The organism is Streptomyces sp. N35, assembly GCF_016464295.1.
Taxonomy (GTDB): Bacteria; Actinomycetota; Actinomycetes; order Streptomycetales; family Streptomycetaceae; genus Streptomyces.
This window is the reverse complement of sequence record NZ_JAEIMH010000031.1, coordinates 50,936-67,109: the sequence shown is the minus strand read 5'-3', so window position 1 is coordinate 67,109 and position 16,174 is coordinate 50,936. Positions and strand designations below refer to the sequence as shown.

The window sequence follows — 16,174 nt, the reverse complement described above, 5'->3', positions numbered from 1 at the left end:
GCGGGTGCTGGGCCCCGGGGGCGGGCCCCCGGGCCGGCGGGGGCGGGGGCGCCCCGGCCGGTGGTGGTGCACGATCTCGGCCAGGGAAAGCCGGACGCGGCGTCGTTCCCGCGTACCGCATGGGCCGCTGCCGCCCGCCGTGCACTGACCTCCGCGCCCAACGAGGCCTTCGGGCCCGGCGATCCACGCGGGCGTCCCGAGCTGCGCGAGGCGCTCGCGGAGTACCTGGCGCGGGCGCGCGGGGTGCGCACGGAGCCGGACCGCATCGTCGTCTGTTCGGGCTTCGCGCATGCGCTGCGGCTGCTGTTCGGGGGCGCGGGCGGCTCCGGGCGCGGGGTCCTGCGCGGTCCGCTGGCCGTCGAGGCGTACGGGCTCGGGTTCCACCGCTCGCTGATGGCCGCCGCCTCCGTGCGTACGGTGCCGATCGAGGTCGACGAACAGGGCGCACGGACCGAGGAGTTGACGTCCGGTGCGCGGGCCGTGCTGCTGACCCCGGCGCACCAGTTCCCGACCGGCGGGCCGCTGGCGTCCGGGCGGCGGGCGGCCGCGGTGGAGTGGGCACGGGGGCGGGGCGGTCTTGTCCTGGAGGACGACTACGACGGCGAGTTCCGCTACGACCGCGAACCCGTCGGCGCCGTACAGGGGCTGGACCCCGAGCACGTGATCTATCTCGGCTCGGTCAGCAAGAGCCTGTCACCCGCGGTGCGGCTGGGGTGGATGGTGCTGCCGGGGCATCTCGTCGACGCGGTGGTCGGCGTGAAGGGCGAACGGGAGGCGTGGGCGAGCGCGCTCGACCAGCTCACACTGGCGGAGTTTCTCAGGTCCGGGCAGTACGACCGGCATGTACGGCGGATGCGGCAGCGCTACCGGGGACGGCGGGACCGTCTGGTCTCGGTCCTCGCGGAGCGGGCGCCGCACGTCTTTGTGTCCGGGATCGCGGCGGGTCTGCACGCGGTGCTGCGGTTGCCTGCCCGCACGGAGGCGGGGACCTTGGCGCGGGCCGCGCGGGCGGGGGTCGCGGTCGACGGGCTTTCGGCGTTCCGGCATCCGGATGCGGGAGCTTCGCCTCACGAGGGCCTCGTGGTGGGGTACGCCGCGCCGGCGGAGCATGCGTACGGGACGGCGTTGGACGCGCTGTGCTCGGTGCTGCCCGCCCCTGGACCGTGACCGGCTGCCCGCCCCTAGACCGTGACCAGCGGTGAGTCCGTGCGCCACTTCAGGATCTTGTCGAAGCTGACCACCGCGCCGTCGCGGTTGGCGAAGGAGACGTGGTCGGCGATCTCTTCGATGAGGCCCAGGCCCCGGCCGTGTTCCGCTTCCCAGTCCGCCGACGGGGTGTAGTCACGCGTCGTGGGCCGTTCGATCGTGGCCAGCGGGAAACCGGGCCCCGAGTCGGCGACCTCGATACGGCACTTCTCGCCGTCCAGATACGCCGTCACCCGGTACGCGTCCTGATCCGGGCGGGGCTCGCCGGAGCCGTACTCCGAAGCCCCGTGCTCCACCGCGTTGGCACAGGCCTCGGTCAGCGCGACCGACAGTTCGAAGGAGATGTCGGGGTCGACGCCCGCGGTCTCCATCGTGCCGAGCAGTAACCGGCGGGCGAGCGGAACGCTGGCAGCCTCGCGCCGCAAGTGGAGTGACCACCAAAGGCTCATGGCTCAGGCCTCCTGGCTGCGGCTCGGCATACCGATACGTATTGCCGCCTACGGCCTTCTGCAATCGCCGAGTTGACGTGATGCCGCCCATACGGCGGATGTGCCGCATACATCACCAGGTGTAAAGAAACCCGGGCCCTGGGCAGAACCTCACGTTCCGGACCTTGCGGACCTGCCGTACGGACGGGATAAGCCCAGTGCGATGATGAGCCGGTCATGCCTGCCCCCCAGCCCCGCGCACCACGGTCCGGAACCGAGTTCCGGCTGCTCAGGGCCGTGGCCTTTGCCACGGTCTGTGTCGCGCTGTCCGCGGGCGGGCATCTCCTCGCCTCGCACGGGTCCGTGCCGGTCTGGTCCCTGGGCCTCGGCTTCCTGTCGACGCTCGCGATCGCCGTGCCGCTCTCCGGACGGCCGCGCTCCGCCGCGGCGATCACCGGGGCGCTCGCGGTGGGCCAGCTGGGGCTGCACTGCCTGTTCGGGCAGAGCCAGCAGATGGCCGCGCAGAGCATGGCCGACCACTCCGCGATGGAGCAGGCCACCGGTCTGCTGTGCGGAGCCGGGGCCGTGGTCACCAGCCCTCACCAGGCGTACGGCATTCTCGCGAACGCGGGTCTCGCCCCGCCGGCCTCGGGCGGCCACGCCCATCACATGCCCGACGGCATGGCTCCGGGCGCGCACCTGCTGCCCGATCTGCCGATGCTGCTCGGCCACCTGCTGGCCGCGCTCGCGCTCGGCTGGCTGCTTCGCCGCGGTGATCTCGCGCTGATGCGGGTCGTCGAACTGTCCCTCTTCTCGGTGCAGGGGATCGCGGAGGTGGCGCTCGTACGGAGGCTGCGCGCTGCGCTCGCGCTGGTGCGCGTCCTGCGGGCCGGCCTTCCGGGTGCGCCAGGGACGGCCGGGAGCGCACGGGGTGCGCTGCCGGATCCGCCCGCGAAGCCCCGTACCACCGCACTCGCGCACACGGTGATCAGGCGCGGGCCGCCCGCGGACGGGTTCGCGCTCGCTGCCTGACGCGGCTTCCTCCTGCACCCCTGCATTTCTGCACTTGTGCACTTCTGCACTTCTGCACTTCTGCACTTCTGCACTTCTGCAGCACGGAGGGTGTCGCGCGGCAGACACGCACGCACGGCCGCCCAACGGCCGGCTGCGTTGTGAAGTCCCGCCACCTTTCACCACTGCCGAGTGGAGTTTCCGCCATGAAGATCTCTCGTGTTCTGACCGCGTCCGCCGTCGCCGCCGGTTCCGTCGTCCTGCTCTCCGGTACGGCCTTCGCGCATGTCTCCGTCCAGCCGCAGGGCGAGGCCGCCAAGGGCTCGTACGCCACCGTCAACTTCAAGGTGCCCAACGAGTCCGACACCGCCTCGACGGTCAAGCTCGAGGTCAACTTCCCGACCGACCACCCGCTCGCGTCCGTGATGCCGCAGCCGGTGCCGGGCTGGGACGTCAAGGTCACCAAGTCCAAGCTGGACAAGCCGCTCGAGGTGCACGGCAACAAGATCACCGAGGCGGTCTCCAAGGTCACCTGGACCGCGGACGACAAGGGCGTGCAGCCCGGTCAGTTCCAGCAGTTCCCGGTCTCGCTCGGCCAGCTGCCCGAGGACGCCGACCAGATGGTGTTCAAGGCGCTGCAGACGTACAGCGACAAGGAAGTCGTGCGCTGGATCGAGGAGCCGGTCGAGGGCGGCGAGGAGCCGGAGAAGCCCGCGCCCGTCCTCCAGCTGACCGAGGCGGCCGACGACCACCACGGCGGCGGCTCCGCCGACAAGGCCGCGAGCTCCGACTCGGACGGCAAGAGCGGCGACGACGCCAAGGAGAACACCGCCTCCGCCGACTCCAGCGACGGCACCGCAAGGGCGCTCGGCATCGCGGGCATCCTGGTGGGTGCGGCGGGTGTGGCGTTCGGCGTGCTGGCCGGACGTCGTCGTTCGGCCTGACGGCCGCACCCGCACCACCTGCTGAGAGAGAAAACCCATGCCCATCCAGAAGCACGACGATGCCGGGCGGCCCAAGCGACGCGTGGGCCTGATCACCGGTATCGCCGTCGGCGCGGCGCTGGCCCTCGGGGCCGGCGCCCTCGCCGTCACCCAGAGCGGGGACGACTCCAAGACGCCGCCCGCCGCCACCGACATCACCGTGGAGAAGGCGGCGACGGTCCTCGACCGGCCGTTCGAGAAGCCTGATCTGGTCCTGACGGACACCCACGGCAAGAAGTTCGATCTGCGCGAGCAGACCAAGGGCAAGCCGACGCTGATCTATTACGGCTACACGCACTGCCCCGACGTCTGCCCGCTCACCATGAGCAATCTCGCCGTGGCCAAGAAGGAGCTGGAGAAGAAGCTCCCCAAGGCCGAGATCGACAAGCTCCAGGTCATCATGGTCAGTTCCGACCCCGAGCGGGACACCCCTGAGCACCTGGGCACGTGGATGAAGTCCCAGGACCCGTCCTTCATCGGTCTGACCGGCGACTTCCCGACGATCCAGGCCAGCGCGCGCTCGCTCGGCATCGTCATCGAGGAGCCGGTGAAGGAGAAGGACGGCACCGTCACCTCCACGCACGGCAAGCAGGTCATCGCGTTCTCGCCGAAGACCGACGCGGGCTATGTCCTCTACAACGGCGAGGAAGCCACCTCGGACGACTACGCCAAGGACCTCCCCAAGATCATGAAGGGGGAGAGGCCGTGAGGCGCCGCGCCGCCCTGGCCGGCGCCATAGCCCTCACCTCGGTGGCGCTGCTCGCGGGCTGTTCGGACTCCGGGTCCGAACAGGGCGCGTCCGAGCCGCAGTTGAGCGTGCGCGACGGCTATATGCCGAAGCCCGCGCTCAAGGACATGGCCGGCGGCTTCATGACCATCGTCAACAAGGGCGCCGCCGACAAGCTCATCGGGATGAGCAGCCCGCTCGCCGACGAGGTCATGGGCCACCGCACGGTCGACCAGAAGATGCAGCACGTCGCCTCCTTCGCCATCCCGGCGGGCGGCGAGCTCGACTTCGAGCGCGGCGGCAACCACCTGATGTTCATGGAGCTCACGTCCATGCCGAAGGTGGGCGACAAGGTCGAGGTGGAGCTGCGCTTCGAGAAGGCGGGCACGGTGAAGACCGAGCTCGAGGTCAAGGACGCCACGTACAACCCGAAGAACAGCTGAGAAAAGGGGACCGCAAGCCATGCCGCCCACCGCCCCCCGTCCTCGTACGAGCGGGATCGTCCGCACTCCCCTCGTGCAGTTCCTGCTGCTGTTCGTGGCCGTCACCGGGGCGCTGCTCGCCGGTGCCGCGCCCGCGTCAGCGCATGCCGCGCTGACCGGCAGCGATCCCGGGCAGGGGTCGGTGGTGCAGCAGGCGCCGGACAAGGTGACCCTGCACTTCACCGAGAAGGTCGCGATGTCGGACGACTCGGTGCGGGTGCTCGACCCGAAGGGCAAGCGGGTCGACAAGGGCACGATCAAGGACGTCAGCAGCGGGAAGCCCGGCAATGCGGCCTCGTACGAGAAGCGGCTGGTCGCCGGGCTGCCCGACGGCACCTTCACCGTGGCCTGGAAGGCCGTCTCCACCGACAGCCATCCGGTCTCGGGCGCCTTCAGCTTCTCGATCGGCGCACCCTCCGACACCACCGTGCAGCTCTCCGGCCAGGAGGCCGGCGGCGGTGCGGTCGGTGTGCTCTACGGCATCGCGCGCTATGTCTCGTACGCCGCCTTCACCTTGATGGCGGGCGGCGCGGCCTTCGTCCTCATCTGCTGGCCGAAGGGGGCGACGGCCCGTCCGATGCAGCGCCTTGTGGCGTACGGATGGGTGGCGCTCACCGCGGCGACGCTCGCGCTGCTGCTGCTGCGCGGCCCGTACACCGACTCCGGCAAGCTCTCCGACGTCCTCGACCTCGGGCAGATCAGCGAGGTCCTGCAGACGAAGACGGGCGCGGCGCTCGTCTCACGGCTGCTGCTTCTCGCGGCCGCGGCGCTGTTCATCGCGGTGCTCTTCGGGGCGTACGCGAAGCGCGAGGCCTCCGAGGCGAAGCCGGAGGACGCAGCGGAGAAGCGGGACCTGACCTTCGGTCTGGCGATCGGCGGCACCGTGGTCGCGGCGGGGATCGCCTCGACGTGGGCGCTGGCCGAGCACGCGTCCAGCGGGATCCAGACGGGGATCGCCATGCCCGTCGACGTGCTGCACCTGCTGGCCGTGGCGACGTGGCTCGGTGGTCTGACCGCGCTGCTCGTGGCGCTGTTCAAGGTGCCGTCCCTCGAGGCCTCGGCCGCACGGCGGTTCTCGTCACTGGCCTTCTGGTCGGTGGTCGTCCTCGCCGGGACCGGGCTCTATCAGTCCTGGCGGCAGGTCGGCTCGTGGTCGGCGCTGACCGGGACGTCGTACGGGCAGCTGCTGATCGCGAAGATCGGCCTGGTCGCCGTGCTCCTCGGGGTCGGCTGGATCTCGCGGCGCTGGACCGCCGCTCTCGCCGATCCTTCGGCGCTTTCGGCCGAGAGCGGCGCGAAGGCCGCCGAAGGCAGCGGCGCGAAGGTGGTCGAGCAGCGGGCCAAGGTCGGCGTGGCCGCGGGCAAGGCCCCGAAGAACCCCAAGCGCGCGGCCCAACTCGCCCGCCAGCAGGCCGCCGTGGCCGCGGCCCGCGAGAAGCGGCTGCGGGACGCGGACCCCGGACGGGCCGGGCTGCGGCGTTCGGTGCTCGCCGAGGCAGGTGTGGCGGTCGTGCTGCTCGCGGTGACGACGGTCCTGACCTCGACGGAACCCGGGCGCACCGTGGAACAGTCGGAGCAGTCCGCACCGGCGGCCGCCGCGAACCAGCCGCTCGACCTCACGCTGCCGTTCGACACCAAGGGCGAGGACGGCAAGGGCAACCTGCGCATCGACATGACCCCGGGCCGTACGGGCGCCAATGAGCTGCACGTCTGGGCGACCCGTCCGAACGGCAAGCCCTTCGACCTCCCCGAGGTCACGGTCGCCTTCACCCTGGAGGCCAAGGACATCGGCCCGCTGCCGGTCACGCCCGACCGCATCGTCACGGGACACTGGTCGTCGACCGGCGTGCAGATCCCGATGGGCGGCGAGTGGGAACTCGCGGTGACCGTGCGGACCTCGGACATCGACCAGGTGACCGTGCGCAAGAACGTGAAGATCGGCTGAACCATGCAGGACACGAATCAGTTGGCCGAGGGCACGCCCGAGGTGTCCGGTTCCGAGGGCATCTCGCGGCGGCGGCTGCTCGGCCCCGCCGGTGCCGTCGGCGCGGGCGGCCTGGTGCTCGGCGCGGCGGGCGGTGCGGCCGGGTACGCCGCCACCGAGTCGGACGCCCCGGCCGCGCTGTCGACGCTCGGCTCGACCGAGGCCGTCTGGGGCGGCGAGCACCAGCCCGGCATCCTCGAACCGCTGCACGCCCGCGGCCATCTGATCGCCTTCGACCTCGCACCGGGCGCGGGCCGCAAGGAGGCGGCGGCGCTGCTGCGGCGCTGGTCGGCGACGGCCGAGCGGCTGATGCGGGGCGAGGTCTCGGACGGCGCCACGGCCATCGCGCTTGACGCGGGCCCGTCCTCGCTGACCGTCACCTTCGGCTTCGGCCACAGCTTCTTCTCCCGTACGGGACTCGAGAAGCAGCGCCCCGGCGCGCTCGATCCGCTGCCGCCGTTCTCCTCGGACCAGCTGGACCGCAAGCGCTCCGACGGCGATCTGTGGATCCAGATCGGCGCCGACGACGCCCTTGTGGCCTTCAACGCGCTGCGTGCGCTGCAGAAGGACGCGGGGAGCGCGGCGCGCGTGCGGTGGCAGATGAACGGCTTCAACCGCTCGCCGGGCGCCACCGCCCACCCCATGACGGCACGCAATCTGATGGGGCAGGTCGACGGCACCAACAACCCCAAGCCCTCGGAATCCGACTTCGACCAGCGGATCTTCGTGCCGGCTTCGGGCGACCCCTCGTGGATGGCCGGTGGCTCGTACGCGGTGGTGCGCCGGATCCGGATGCTGCTCGACGACTGGGAGAAACTCTCGGTCGACGCCCAGGAGAAGGTCATCGGCCGCCGCAAGTCGGACGGTGCGCCCTTGACGGGCGGTACGGAGACCACGGAGCCGGAGCTCGACAAGGTGGGCGCCGACGGCAAGGTCGCCATCCCGGCCGATGCCCACGCCCGCATCTCGCGCCCGGACCAGAACGGCGGGGCCGCGATGCTGCGCCGCCCGTTCTCGTACCACGACGGGATCGCGGCGGACGGGACACCGGACGCCGGGCTGCTCTTCATCTGCTGGCAGGCGGACCCGCTGCGCGGCTTCACCGCGGTGCAGCGCAAGCTCGACCGCGGCGACGCGCTGTCCTCGTTCATCCGGCACGAGTCGAGCGGGCTGTTCGCGGTGCCGGGCGGGCCGGGCAAGGGTGAGTACGTGGGGCAGCGGCTGCTCGAAGGGTGAAGGCTGAAGGCTCCCCGCACGGGTGACCCGCCGGGCATGGGCAGCATGGTCCCATCTGGCCCATTAGGGTGACGGTATGTCGGCGACCCGTTACACGTACCTCGGCCCCGAAGGCACCTTCACGGAGGCCGCCCTGCGCACGCTGCCGGAGGCCGCCACCCGCGAGCTCGTGCCGATGGTCTCGGTGCCGGCGGCGCTCGATGCCGTACGCAGCGGGGAGGCCGCCGCCGCGCTCGTCCCGATCGAGAACTCCGTGGAGGGCGGCGTCACCGCCACCCTCGACGAACTCGCCACCGGCGAACCGCTGATGATCTACCGCGAGGTGCTGCTCCCGATCGCCTTCGCGCTGCTCGTACGGCCGGGCACCAAGCTCTCCGACATCAAGACCGTGACCGGTCACCCCGTGGCCCAGCCCCAGGTCCGCAACTGGCTGCGGGGCCATCTGCCGGACGCCCTGTGGGAGTCCGCGGCGTCCAACGCGGACGGGGCCCGGCTCGTCCAGGAGGGCCGGTTCGACGCGGCCTTCGCGGGTGAGTTCGCCGCGGCCACGTACGGCCTCGAAGCGCTCGTCACCGACATCCACGACGCCGAGAACGCCGAGACCCGGTTCGTCCTGGTCGGCCGTCCGGCCCGGCCGGCCGCACCGACCGGCGCCGACAAGACCTCCGTGGTCATCTGGCTCGGCGACGACCACCCGGGCGCGCTGCTCGAACTGCTCCAGGAGTTCGCCGTACGCGGGGTCAACCTGATGCTGATCCAGTCCCGGCCGACCGGCGCCGGCATCGGCAACTACTGCTTCGCCGTGGACGCCGAGGGTCATATCTCGGACCGCCGGGTCGGTGAGGCCCTGATGGGGCTCAAGCGGATCTCGCCGAAGGTGCGTTTCCTCGGCTCGTATCCGCGGGCGGGCGTCGCGCCCTCGGAGGTCCGCGCGCTGCGTCCCGGAACGACGGACGCCGACTTCGTCTCGGCTTCGGACTGGCTGGCGCGGGCGCAGGACGGTCGGGCGTAAGCCCTTCGCGGTCCCTTCCCCTCCGGTCCCTTCCCCTCCCGCCCCTTACCCCGGCCCTTTGTCCCCCGGTCCGTCCCCTCCTGTCCGCAGTCCTACCTGCGGATTTTCTCTGTCCACAGAAGTTTTCCACAGGCTGCATCTCGACCTGGGGACAAGTCGACAACAAACTGCGACAGGGTCGACATATCGGCTCCTGCGGCCCACATCTGTCCACAGCCGGGCATGTCACCCTTCGTCAGCCTGTTTCCATTGATCAACTCCTTGGAGCGAGTCGAATCCACTCGAAAGTGGGTGTACGAGAGGTTTGAACCGGGAATCCTGAGGCGGACTTTCCCGGCTTGGAATGATCACCTCCGAAATCCACAGATCGCCCGCACACCCTGTGGATAACTTTCCGAACCGGTGGATTGCTGTGGACAACCCGCCCCCAAGTCCCGTTCCACACAAGCGAGTCGGGTCAAGCCGATGAACCGGGATTGCCACTTTCCGGGCATGCGCGGAGACTTTTCTTGACGTGCAGTCCCGCGCGCAGTCCCGCCTGGATTCCGCGTATTCCTAATTCCTCACCAAGCGGAATAAATAGGGCATAACGTGACGCACCGAAATACCAGGTGGGGGGTCCGGAGCCCACACCGGTAGCCTGGACGCGTGATTGACCTTCGCCTGCTCCGTGAGGACCCCGACCGTGTCCGCGCTTCCCAGCGCGCCCGTGGTGAGGACGTCGCGCTCGTCGACTCCCTCATCTCCGCCGATGAACGGCGCAGGTCGTCCGGCGTCCGCTTCGACGAACTCCGCGCCGAGCAGAAGGCGATCGGCAAGCTGATCTCCAAGGCCTCGCCCGAGGAGAAGCAGGAGCTCCTGAAGAAGACCGGAGAGCTCGCCGCCGCCGTCAAGGCCGCCGACGCCGAACAGGACAAGGCGAAGGCCGAGACCGAGGAGCTCCTGCAGCGCCTCGGCAACCTCGTGCACCCCGGCGTCCCGGTCGGCGGCGAGGAGGACTTCGTCACCCTCGAGACGCACGGCACCATCCGTGACTTCGAGGAGGAGGGCTTCACGCCCAAGGACCACCTCGAACTCGGCAACATCCTCGGCGCGATCGACGTCGAACGCGGCGCCAAGGTCTCCGGTTCGCGCTTCTACTTCCTCACCGGCGTGGGCGCCCTGCTCGAACTCGCCCTGGTGAACGCCGCGATCGCCCAGGCCACCGCCGCCGGCTTCACGCCGATGCTGGTACCCGCCCTGGTGCGCCCGCAGTCAATGGCCGGCACCGGCTTCCTCGGCCAGGCCGCCGAGGACGTCTACCACCTCGACAAGGACGACCTGTACCTCGTCGGCACCTCCGAGGTCGCGCTCGCCGCGTACCACATGGACGAGATCATCGAGGCCGACCGGCTGCCGCTGCGCTACGCGGGCTTCTCGCCCTGCTTCCGCCGCGAGGCCGGTTCCCATGGCAAGGACACCCGGGGCATCTTCCGGGTCCACCAGTTCGACAAGGTCGAGATGTTCTCGTACGTCGATCCGGCGGACTCGCAGGCCGAGCACCAGCGGCTCCTGGAGTGGGAGAAGCAGTGGCTCGACTCCCTCGAGCTGCCCTACCGCGTGATCGACGTCGCCACCGGCGACCTCGGTTCGTCCGCGGCCCGCAAGTTCGACTGCGAAGCCTGGATCCCGACCCAGGGCAAGTACCGCGAGCTGACCTCGACCTCGGACTGCACCGAGTTCCAGTCGCGCCGCCTGTCGATCCGTATGCGCGACGGCAAGCAGGTCAAGCCGCTTGCCACGCTCAACGGCACGCTCTGCGCCGTCCCGCGCACCATCGTGGCGATCCTGGAGAACCACCAGCAGCCTGACGGCTCGGTGCGCGTGCCCGAGGTGCTGCGTCCCTACCTCGGCGGCCGTGAGTTCCTGGAGCCGATCGCCAAGTGAGTTCAGCACAGGGCGAGGGCTTCCCGTACAAGCTGGTCGCGACCGATCTGGACGGCACGCTCCTGCGTGACGACCACACGGTCTCGCAGCGCACCCGCGACGCGCTCGCCGCGTCCGTCGCGGCCGGTGCGGCGCACATCGTCGTCACCGGCCGGGCGGTGCCCTGGACCCGGCACATCCTCGACGACCTCGGGTACGAGGGGCTCGCGGTGTGCGGGCAGGGCGCGCAGGTCTACCACGCGGGCGAGCACCGGCTGCTCACCTCGGTCACGCTCGACCGCCAGCTCGCGGGCCTGGCTCTCGCCAAGATCGAGGCCGAGGTCGGCCCGCTGTCCCTGGCCGCGAGCCGCGACGGTGTGGACGGCGACGTCCTGATCGGCCCGGGCTACCAGGCCCAGGAGGGCCCGCTCCCGTACGTCCCGATCAAGGACGCCTCGGAGCTGTGGTCGGCGCCTTTGAACAAGGTGTACGTCCAGCACCCCGACCTCACCGACGACGAGCTGTGGGCCGTGGCGCACCGGGTCGCGGGCGAGCTGGTCGGGGTCACGATGGCCGGCGCGGGCATCGTGGAGCTGCTGCCGCTGGGGCTCTCGAAGGCCACGGGGCTCGCGGTGGCGGCCCGCCGCCTGGGTGTGAAGGCCGTCGACACGATCGCCTTCGGCGATATGCCCAATGACGTCCCGATGTTCGGCTGGGCGGCGCACGGCGTCGCGATGGCCAACGCGCACGACGAGCTGAAGGCGGTCGCCGACGAGGTGACGCTGTCCAACGAGGACGACGGCATCGCGGTGGTCCTGGAGCGGTTGCTCGGGGCTTGAGCTGGCGGCTGCGGGGCTTGAGCTTGCGGCCGGGCAGGGCGTGAGTTTGCGGCTGGGCGGGGCGTGAGTTTGCGGCTGGGCGGGGGCGTGAGCTTGCTGCTCGGCGTGTGAGCGACGCGTGGCCCGGACAGACCCCTCCCTCCCGGGGGCCGAGCCCTTCAAAGGCTATCGGCCCGCACTGACAACACCCGCTCGGCGCCTGGGCCGCCCACTCGGCACCTGGGCATGCCGTACGGCACCACGCCGCCCGGCGCCTGAGCATGCCCGCCCGTAGGCTCGGCACATGACCCTTCGCGGCCGCAGGATCTACGAGGGCCCCTCACCGTCCGACGGACAGCGGGTCCTGGTGGACCGTCTGTGGCCGCGCGGCCTCGCCAAGGACGCGGCGCGCATCGACGTATGGCCCAAGAGCCTGACCCCGTCGACGGAGCTGCGGAAGTGGTACCACGCGGGCTCGGGGTCCTTCGAGGAGTTCTCGCAGCGGTACGAGGCGGAGCTCGCGGAGCCGGAAGCGGCGGCCGCACTCGACGAACTGCGGGGCCTCGCGGCTGCCGGCCCGGTCACGCTCCTGACCGCGTCGAAGGACATCGACCACAGTCATGTGGCGGTGCTGCTACGGGTGTTGGGCCCGTAGGCCCTTCCGGCCTGTACGCCCTTCCAGCACTTAGCCGTACGCCCCTCCCAGCCCGTACGCCCCTCCCAGCCCGTACATCCTTCCAGCCCTCCGTACGTCTCGCCGGCCGTCAGCCGCCGCGCCTGACCCGGGCGGCCTTGCGCGCCTCGGCGAGCTGCTGCGCCTCGCGGGACTTGCGGGACTTGCCGCCCTTGCCGCCGGCGCCGCCCGCGCCACCGCCACCGCCACCCGTACTGCCGGGCGCACCCTTGCTGGTGCCCATGCCGCGGAAGGGCGCGTTTGTGTTCTTGGGGCGGGCAGCGCCGTCGAGCGGACGACCGGAAGGGGCCTTGGCGCCCGTGATCCGGCTCAGTTCCGCCTCGCCCGAGCGCACCTTGGTGACCGTCGGGTCGATGCCGGCCTCGGCCGTCAGCTCGCTCATGGCGCGGCGCTGGCCGGACAGGACCAGGGTGACGACGCTGCCGGACGCGCCGGCGCGGGCGGTACGGCCCGCGCGGTGCAGATAGTCCTTGGGGTCGGTGGGCGGATCGACGTTGACCACCAGGTCGAGGTCGTCGATGTGCAGCCCGCGGGCCGCGACGTTGGTCGCCACCAGGGCGGTGATCCCGCCGTCCCTGAACCGCGCGAGGGTCTTGCTGCGCTCCGGCTGGGACTTGCCGCTGTGCAGGGCCGCGGCGTGCACTCCGTGGGCCCGCAGGTGCTTGGTGAGCAGGTCGACGGAGGCCCTGGTGTCCAGGAACAGCAGGACGCGGCCGTCACGGGAGGCGATCTCCGTGGTGACGGCGTACCGGTCCGGGCCGTGGACGATCAGCACATGGTGGGCCATCGTCGTGACCGCGCCGGCGGACGGGTCGACCGAGTGCACGACGGGGTCGTGCAGGTAGCGGTGGACCAGCTCGTCGACGTCGCGGTCCAAGGTGGCCGAGAACAGCATCCGCTGCCCGTCGGGGTGCACCTGGTCCAGCGCCTCGGTGACCTGCGGCAGGAAGCCCATGTCGCACATCTGGTCGGCCTCGTCGAGGACGGTGATCCGGACCCGGCCGAGCTTGCAGGCCTTGCGCTCGATGAGGTCGTGCAGCCGGCCGGGGGTGGCGACGACGACCTCGGCACCGTCGCGCAGCGCGGCGATCTGCCGGCCGATCGAGATACCGCCGACGACCGTGGCCATCCGCAGCCCGAGTGCTTCGGCGTACGGCTTGAGCGCCTCGGTGACCTGCTGGGCCAGCTCCCGGGTGGGTACCAGGATCAGGGCGAGGGGCTGCTTCGGCTCCGCGCGCCGGCCCGCTGTCCGTACGAGCAGCGCCAGGCCGAAAGCGAGCGTCTTGCCCGAACCGGTCCGCCCGCGTCCCAGGACATCGCTGCCCGCGAGGGCGCTGGGGAGCGTGGCCGACTGGATCGGGAAGGGCTCGCGTACGCCCTGCTCGGTGAGGGTCCGCAGCACCTCGGCGGGCAGCTCGAGGTCGGCGAAGGAGGTCACCGGGTGCGCTGCCGGGGCGAGCTCGCCGTCCGGGGTGCCGGGGCGGTCCGGGTGGTTCATGTGGGCCTTCCGCGTGGGGAACGTACCGGGGAGGCACGGCGGGAGCGCGCGGCCAACGTCCAACGGTAACCGGGATGCGGGTCGCGCGGCGGCTCGGTGCTTTGCGCGGGCTCGGAACCACGGCGGCGATCACGGCGGCAACCATGACGGCAGCCGCGGTGGCCGTGGGCTCCCAACTGCGCCTGGCCGCCGTACAGATGCGCGATAAATGAGTGGCGCGCCGGCCGGGTGGACGGGCACAGTAGTGATGTCCGCAGCGCCTCTTCATGGCGCCCGACTACTGGGAGAGGAGCACGACGATGTCCAGTTCGAGCTCGTCGAGCTCCCGACAGGGCAGTTCACAGCACCCGGCTCCGGAGTAGTTCACCGCGCTCCGTCGCAGCCGCCCTGTGAGCAGCCCGGGGCGGCTTTCTCGTGCGCCGTGCCGCACGGGCCGCCCCTCCCACTTCTGGGGGCTGCCGCCCCCATGCCCCCGCGCCCATCCGTCGGTGCGTGTGGACGCGGGGGCGCTGTGTCCTGCGGGGCTCGTGGGGGCTGGCCCCCCACACCCCGCCAAGGAGGATTGGCCGAGTGGTAAGGCAGCGGCTTGCTAAGCCGTCGTCGGGGCCCGAAACCCCGCGCGCGTTCGATCCGCGCATCCTCCGCGCCGTATGCACGACGCATGAAGCGGTATGCACGACGCATGAAGCCCTGTCCACGACGCATGAAGCCGTATGCACGACGCATGAAGCCGTAGGTGCGACCCCCACCTCTTCCGCTCACCGCACGTAAGCCGAACGCCGCCGCCCCTTCGCCAACGGCCAAAAGGCAAACCCGATCACCACAGCGATCGCATGCCCCAGGTCCGTGAACGTCGCGTCCGCCGCCAGAGGGATGGCGAAGAAGGCGATGACGGCGGCGGCGTAGGGCCATTTCCAGCGGCCGGGCAGCAGATACGTGAGGAAGCCGGCGGCGGCCGCGATGCCGTACGAGACGCCGATGTCGACGACGTGGATCAGGTGGCGCGAGACGTCATGGTGCTGGATCTGGTACAGGACCACCTTCTGGCTGATGAGCGTCGCCGCGATATGGCCGGTGGCCACGACGGTCAGCCAGCGCAGGGTCCCGACCGCCCGCTCCACCCGTGCGTGGATCAGCTCGAAGAGGACCACGTACAGGGGGAGCGAGCTCGGGTTCTCGATCCAGAACGCGCTGAGCAGCAGGGCCTGGACCGGGCGTTCGTTGAGCTGCACCAGATTGCTGCTGGTGCGGTGGAGCAGATAGGTCTGGAACTCGTCCGTGGCAAGGACGCTCACCACGCTCGTACAGAAGATGATCAGCAGCCATACGTGCGTGCCGGGGGCGGAGCGCACCCAGCTCCGCACGGGTCGTGACGGTTCGGGTGACCGCTCCGATGCCGGGGCCCGGTCCTCAGTCACCCCTTGATCATCACCCGGCCCGGGTCAGGCTGCACGCGGCGTGACCAGCGAGAAGTTGAAGACATGGCCGCCGACCGCGCCGGCCACCGCCACGAACATCAGGGCCATGTGCTCCTGTGCGCGGGCGGTCGCGATCCCGCCCAGGTCGAGCTGCTGCTCCGGGGCCCAGCCGAAGTCCTCCAGGAGGGAGCCGACGGTGGTCTTCGCGGCGGCGTCCTCGCCCGAGAGGAAGATCGTGGTCGGGGTGTCGAGGGTCTTGAGCGGGTGGGCCATGATCGCGCTGTCGACGGTGCAGAAGGTCTTCACCACGCGCGTGCCGGGCAGGGCGGTCTGCAGCTGCTCGGCGAGGGACACGTCGAGATGGATGAGGTCCATGGCGGGCGTCAGGTCAATGGCGATGTCGAGGAGCACCTTGCCGTCGAGCTGGGCGGCGAGGCCGGGGAGGGTGTCGAGGGAGGCGCCCGAGCCGAGGGCGTTGATCACGAGTTCGCCGTGGGCGGCCGCCTCCTGCTGGGTGAGGACCGGGTGGTCGAGGTCCTTGCGGGAGTCCGGGTCGCGGGAGCCGAACACCACCTCGTGCCCGGCGGCCGCCGCGCCTGCCGCAACTGCCTTGCCCACATTGCCTGTTCCGAGGATTCCGATGCGCATGGCAGTGACGTTACGAGGGCGAGCCACGCGAAGGATCAGGCGACGGAACGGGCCCGGGGGCCCACGCAGGTGGGGGGGCCCGGGGCCCGGGGGGGGGGGGGGGGGGGGGGGGCGGCGGCCCCCC

Annotated in this window: 15 protein-coding genes and 1 tRNA gene; 12 read left to right on the top strand and 4 right to left on the bottom strand. The window is 70.9% G+C overall.

The window, feature by feature from the left end; translation table 11 throughout:
- Nucleotides 1-1,167 (top strand): PLP-dependent aminotransferase family protein (locus JAO81_RS18905; RefSeq protein WP_199549047.1); only part of this gene is annotated, 1,167 nt, incomplete at its 5' end.
- A 14-nt stretch (nucleotides 1,168-1,181) separates the two neighbouring features.
- On the opposite strand, the gene JAO81_RS18900 is transcribed toward JAO81_RS18905, so the two are convergent.
- The gene (locus JAO81_RS18900) at nucleotides 1,182-1,655 is read right to left on the bottom strand and encodes an ATP-binding protein (RefSeq protein WP_199549046.1); all 474 of its coding nucleotides are present in this window, start codon (nucleotides 1,653-1,655) and stop codon (nucleotides 1,182-1,184) included.
- A gap of 216 nt (nucleotides 1,656-1,871) precedes the next feature.
- Here JAO81_RS18900 and JAO81_RS18895 point away from each other — a divergent pair, with 216 nt between their 5' ends.
- From JAO81_RS18895 to JAO81_RS18850, 10 genes are all read left to right on the top strand, one after another.
- Entirely contained in the window at nucleotides 1,872-2,666 is a 795-nt protein-coding gene (locus JAO81_RS18895) for a hypothetical protein (protein WP_199549045.1), read from the top strand.
- Between the two features lie 185 nt (nucleotides 2,667-2,851).
- Nucleotides 2,852-3,589: a YcnI family protein gene (locus JAO81_RS18890; RefSeq protein WP_199549044.1), complete on the top strand. Its 738-nt coding sequence runs from the start codon at nucleotides 2,852-2,854 to the stop codon at nucleotides 3,587-3,589.
- 37 nt (nucleotides 3,590-3,626) lie between these two features.
- On the top strand, nucleotides 3,627-4,337 hold the full coding sequence (locus tag JAO81_RS18885) for an SCO family protein (protein ID WP_199549043.1): 711 nt from the start codon (nucleotides 3,627-3,629) through the stop codon (nucleotides 4,335-4,337).
- A complete protein-coding gene (locus JAO81_RS18880) occupies nucleotides 4,334-4,798 on the top strand; it encodes a copper chaperone PCu(A)C (RefSeq protein WP_199549042.1) in 465 nt (154 codons plus the stop codon). The genes JAO81_RS18885 and JAO81_RS18880 overlap by 4 nt, the downstream gene beginning before the upstream one ends.
- Nucleotides 4,799-4,817: 19 nt before the next feature.
- Complete coding sequence (locus tag JAO81_RS18875; RefSeq protein ID WP_199549041.1) at nucleotides 4,818-6,782, top strand: copper resistance protein CopC; 1,965 nt, start codon at nucleotides 4,818-4,820, stop codon at nucleotides 6,780-6,782.
- 3 nt (nucleotides 6,783-6,785) lie between these two features.
- Complete coding sequence (gene efeB, locus JAO81_RS18870) at nucleotides 6,786-8,057, top strand: iron uptake transporter deferrochelatase/peroxidase subunit (protein WP_199549040.1); 1,272 nt, start codon at nucleotides 6,786-6,788, stop codon at nucleotides 8,055-8,057.
- 76 nt (nucleotides 8,058-8,133) lie between these two features.
- Nucleotides 8,134-9,069: a prephenate dehydratase gene (gene pheA, locus JAO81_RS18865; protein ID WP_199549039.1), complete on the top strand. Its 936-nt coding sequence runs from the start codon at nucleotides 8,134-8,136 to the stop codon at nucleotides 9,067-9,069.
- 648 nt (nucleotides 9,070-9,717) lie between these two features.
- Entirely contained in the window at nucleotides 9,718-10,995 is a 1,278-nt protein-coding gene (gene serS / locus JAO81_RS18860; protein WP_199549038.1) for a serine--tRNA ligase, read from the top strand.
- Entirely contained in the window at nucleotides 10,992-11,813 is an 822-nt protein-coding gene (locus tag JAO81_RS18855; protein WP_199549037.1) for an HAD family hydrolase, read from the top strand. The genes serS and JAO81_RS18855 overlap by 4 nt, the downstream gene beginning before the upstream one ends.
- A 283-nt stretch (nucleotides 11,814-12,096) precedes the next feature.
- Nucleotides 12,097-12,447 (top strand): DUF488 domain-containing protein, encoded by a 351-nt coding sequence (locus JAO81_RS18850; RefSeq protein WP_199549036.1) that lies wholly within the window; start codon nucleotides 12,097-12,099, stop codon nucleotides 12,445-12,447.
- A gap of 109 nt (nucleotides 12,448-12,556) precedes the next feature.
- Here JAO81_RS18850 and JAO81_RS18845 read toward each other — a convergent pair whose 3' ends face one another.
- A complete protein-coding gene (locus JAO81_RS18845) occupies nucleotides 12,557-13,984 on the bottom strand; it encodes a DEAD/DEAH box helicase (protein ID WP_199549035.1) in 1,428 nt (475 codons plus the stop codon).
- Nucleotides 13,985-14,540: 556 nt separating this feature from the next.
- On the opposite strand from JAO81_RS18845, the gene JAO81_RS18840 reads away from it, so the two are divergent.
- A tRNA-Ser gene (locus tag JAO81_RS18840) sits at nucleotides 14,541-14,628 on the top strand.
- A gap of 114 nt (nucleotides 14,629-14,742) precedes the next feature.
- On the opposite strand, the gene JAO81_RS18835 is transcribed toward JAO81_RS18840, so the two are convergent.
- Nucleotides 14,743-15,336 carry a rhomboid-like protein gene (locus tag JAO81_RS18835; protein WP_307813470.1) on the bottom strand — a complete coding sequence of 198 codons (594 nt, stop codon included), beginning with the start codon at nucleotides 15,334-15,336 and terminating at the stop codon, nucleotides 14,743-14,745.
- A 90-nt stretch (nucleotides 15,337-15,426) separates the two neighbouring features.
- Nucleotides 15,427-16,050: an NADPH-dependent F420 reductase gene (locus JAO81_RS18830; RefSeq protein ID WP_199549033.1), complete on the bottom strand. Its 624-nt coding sequence runs from the start codon at nucleotides 16,048-16,050 to the stop codon at nucleotides 15,427-15,429.
- Between the last annotated feature and the right edge of the window lie 124 nt (nucleotides 16,051-16,174).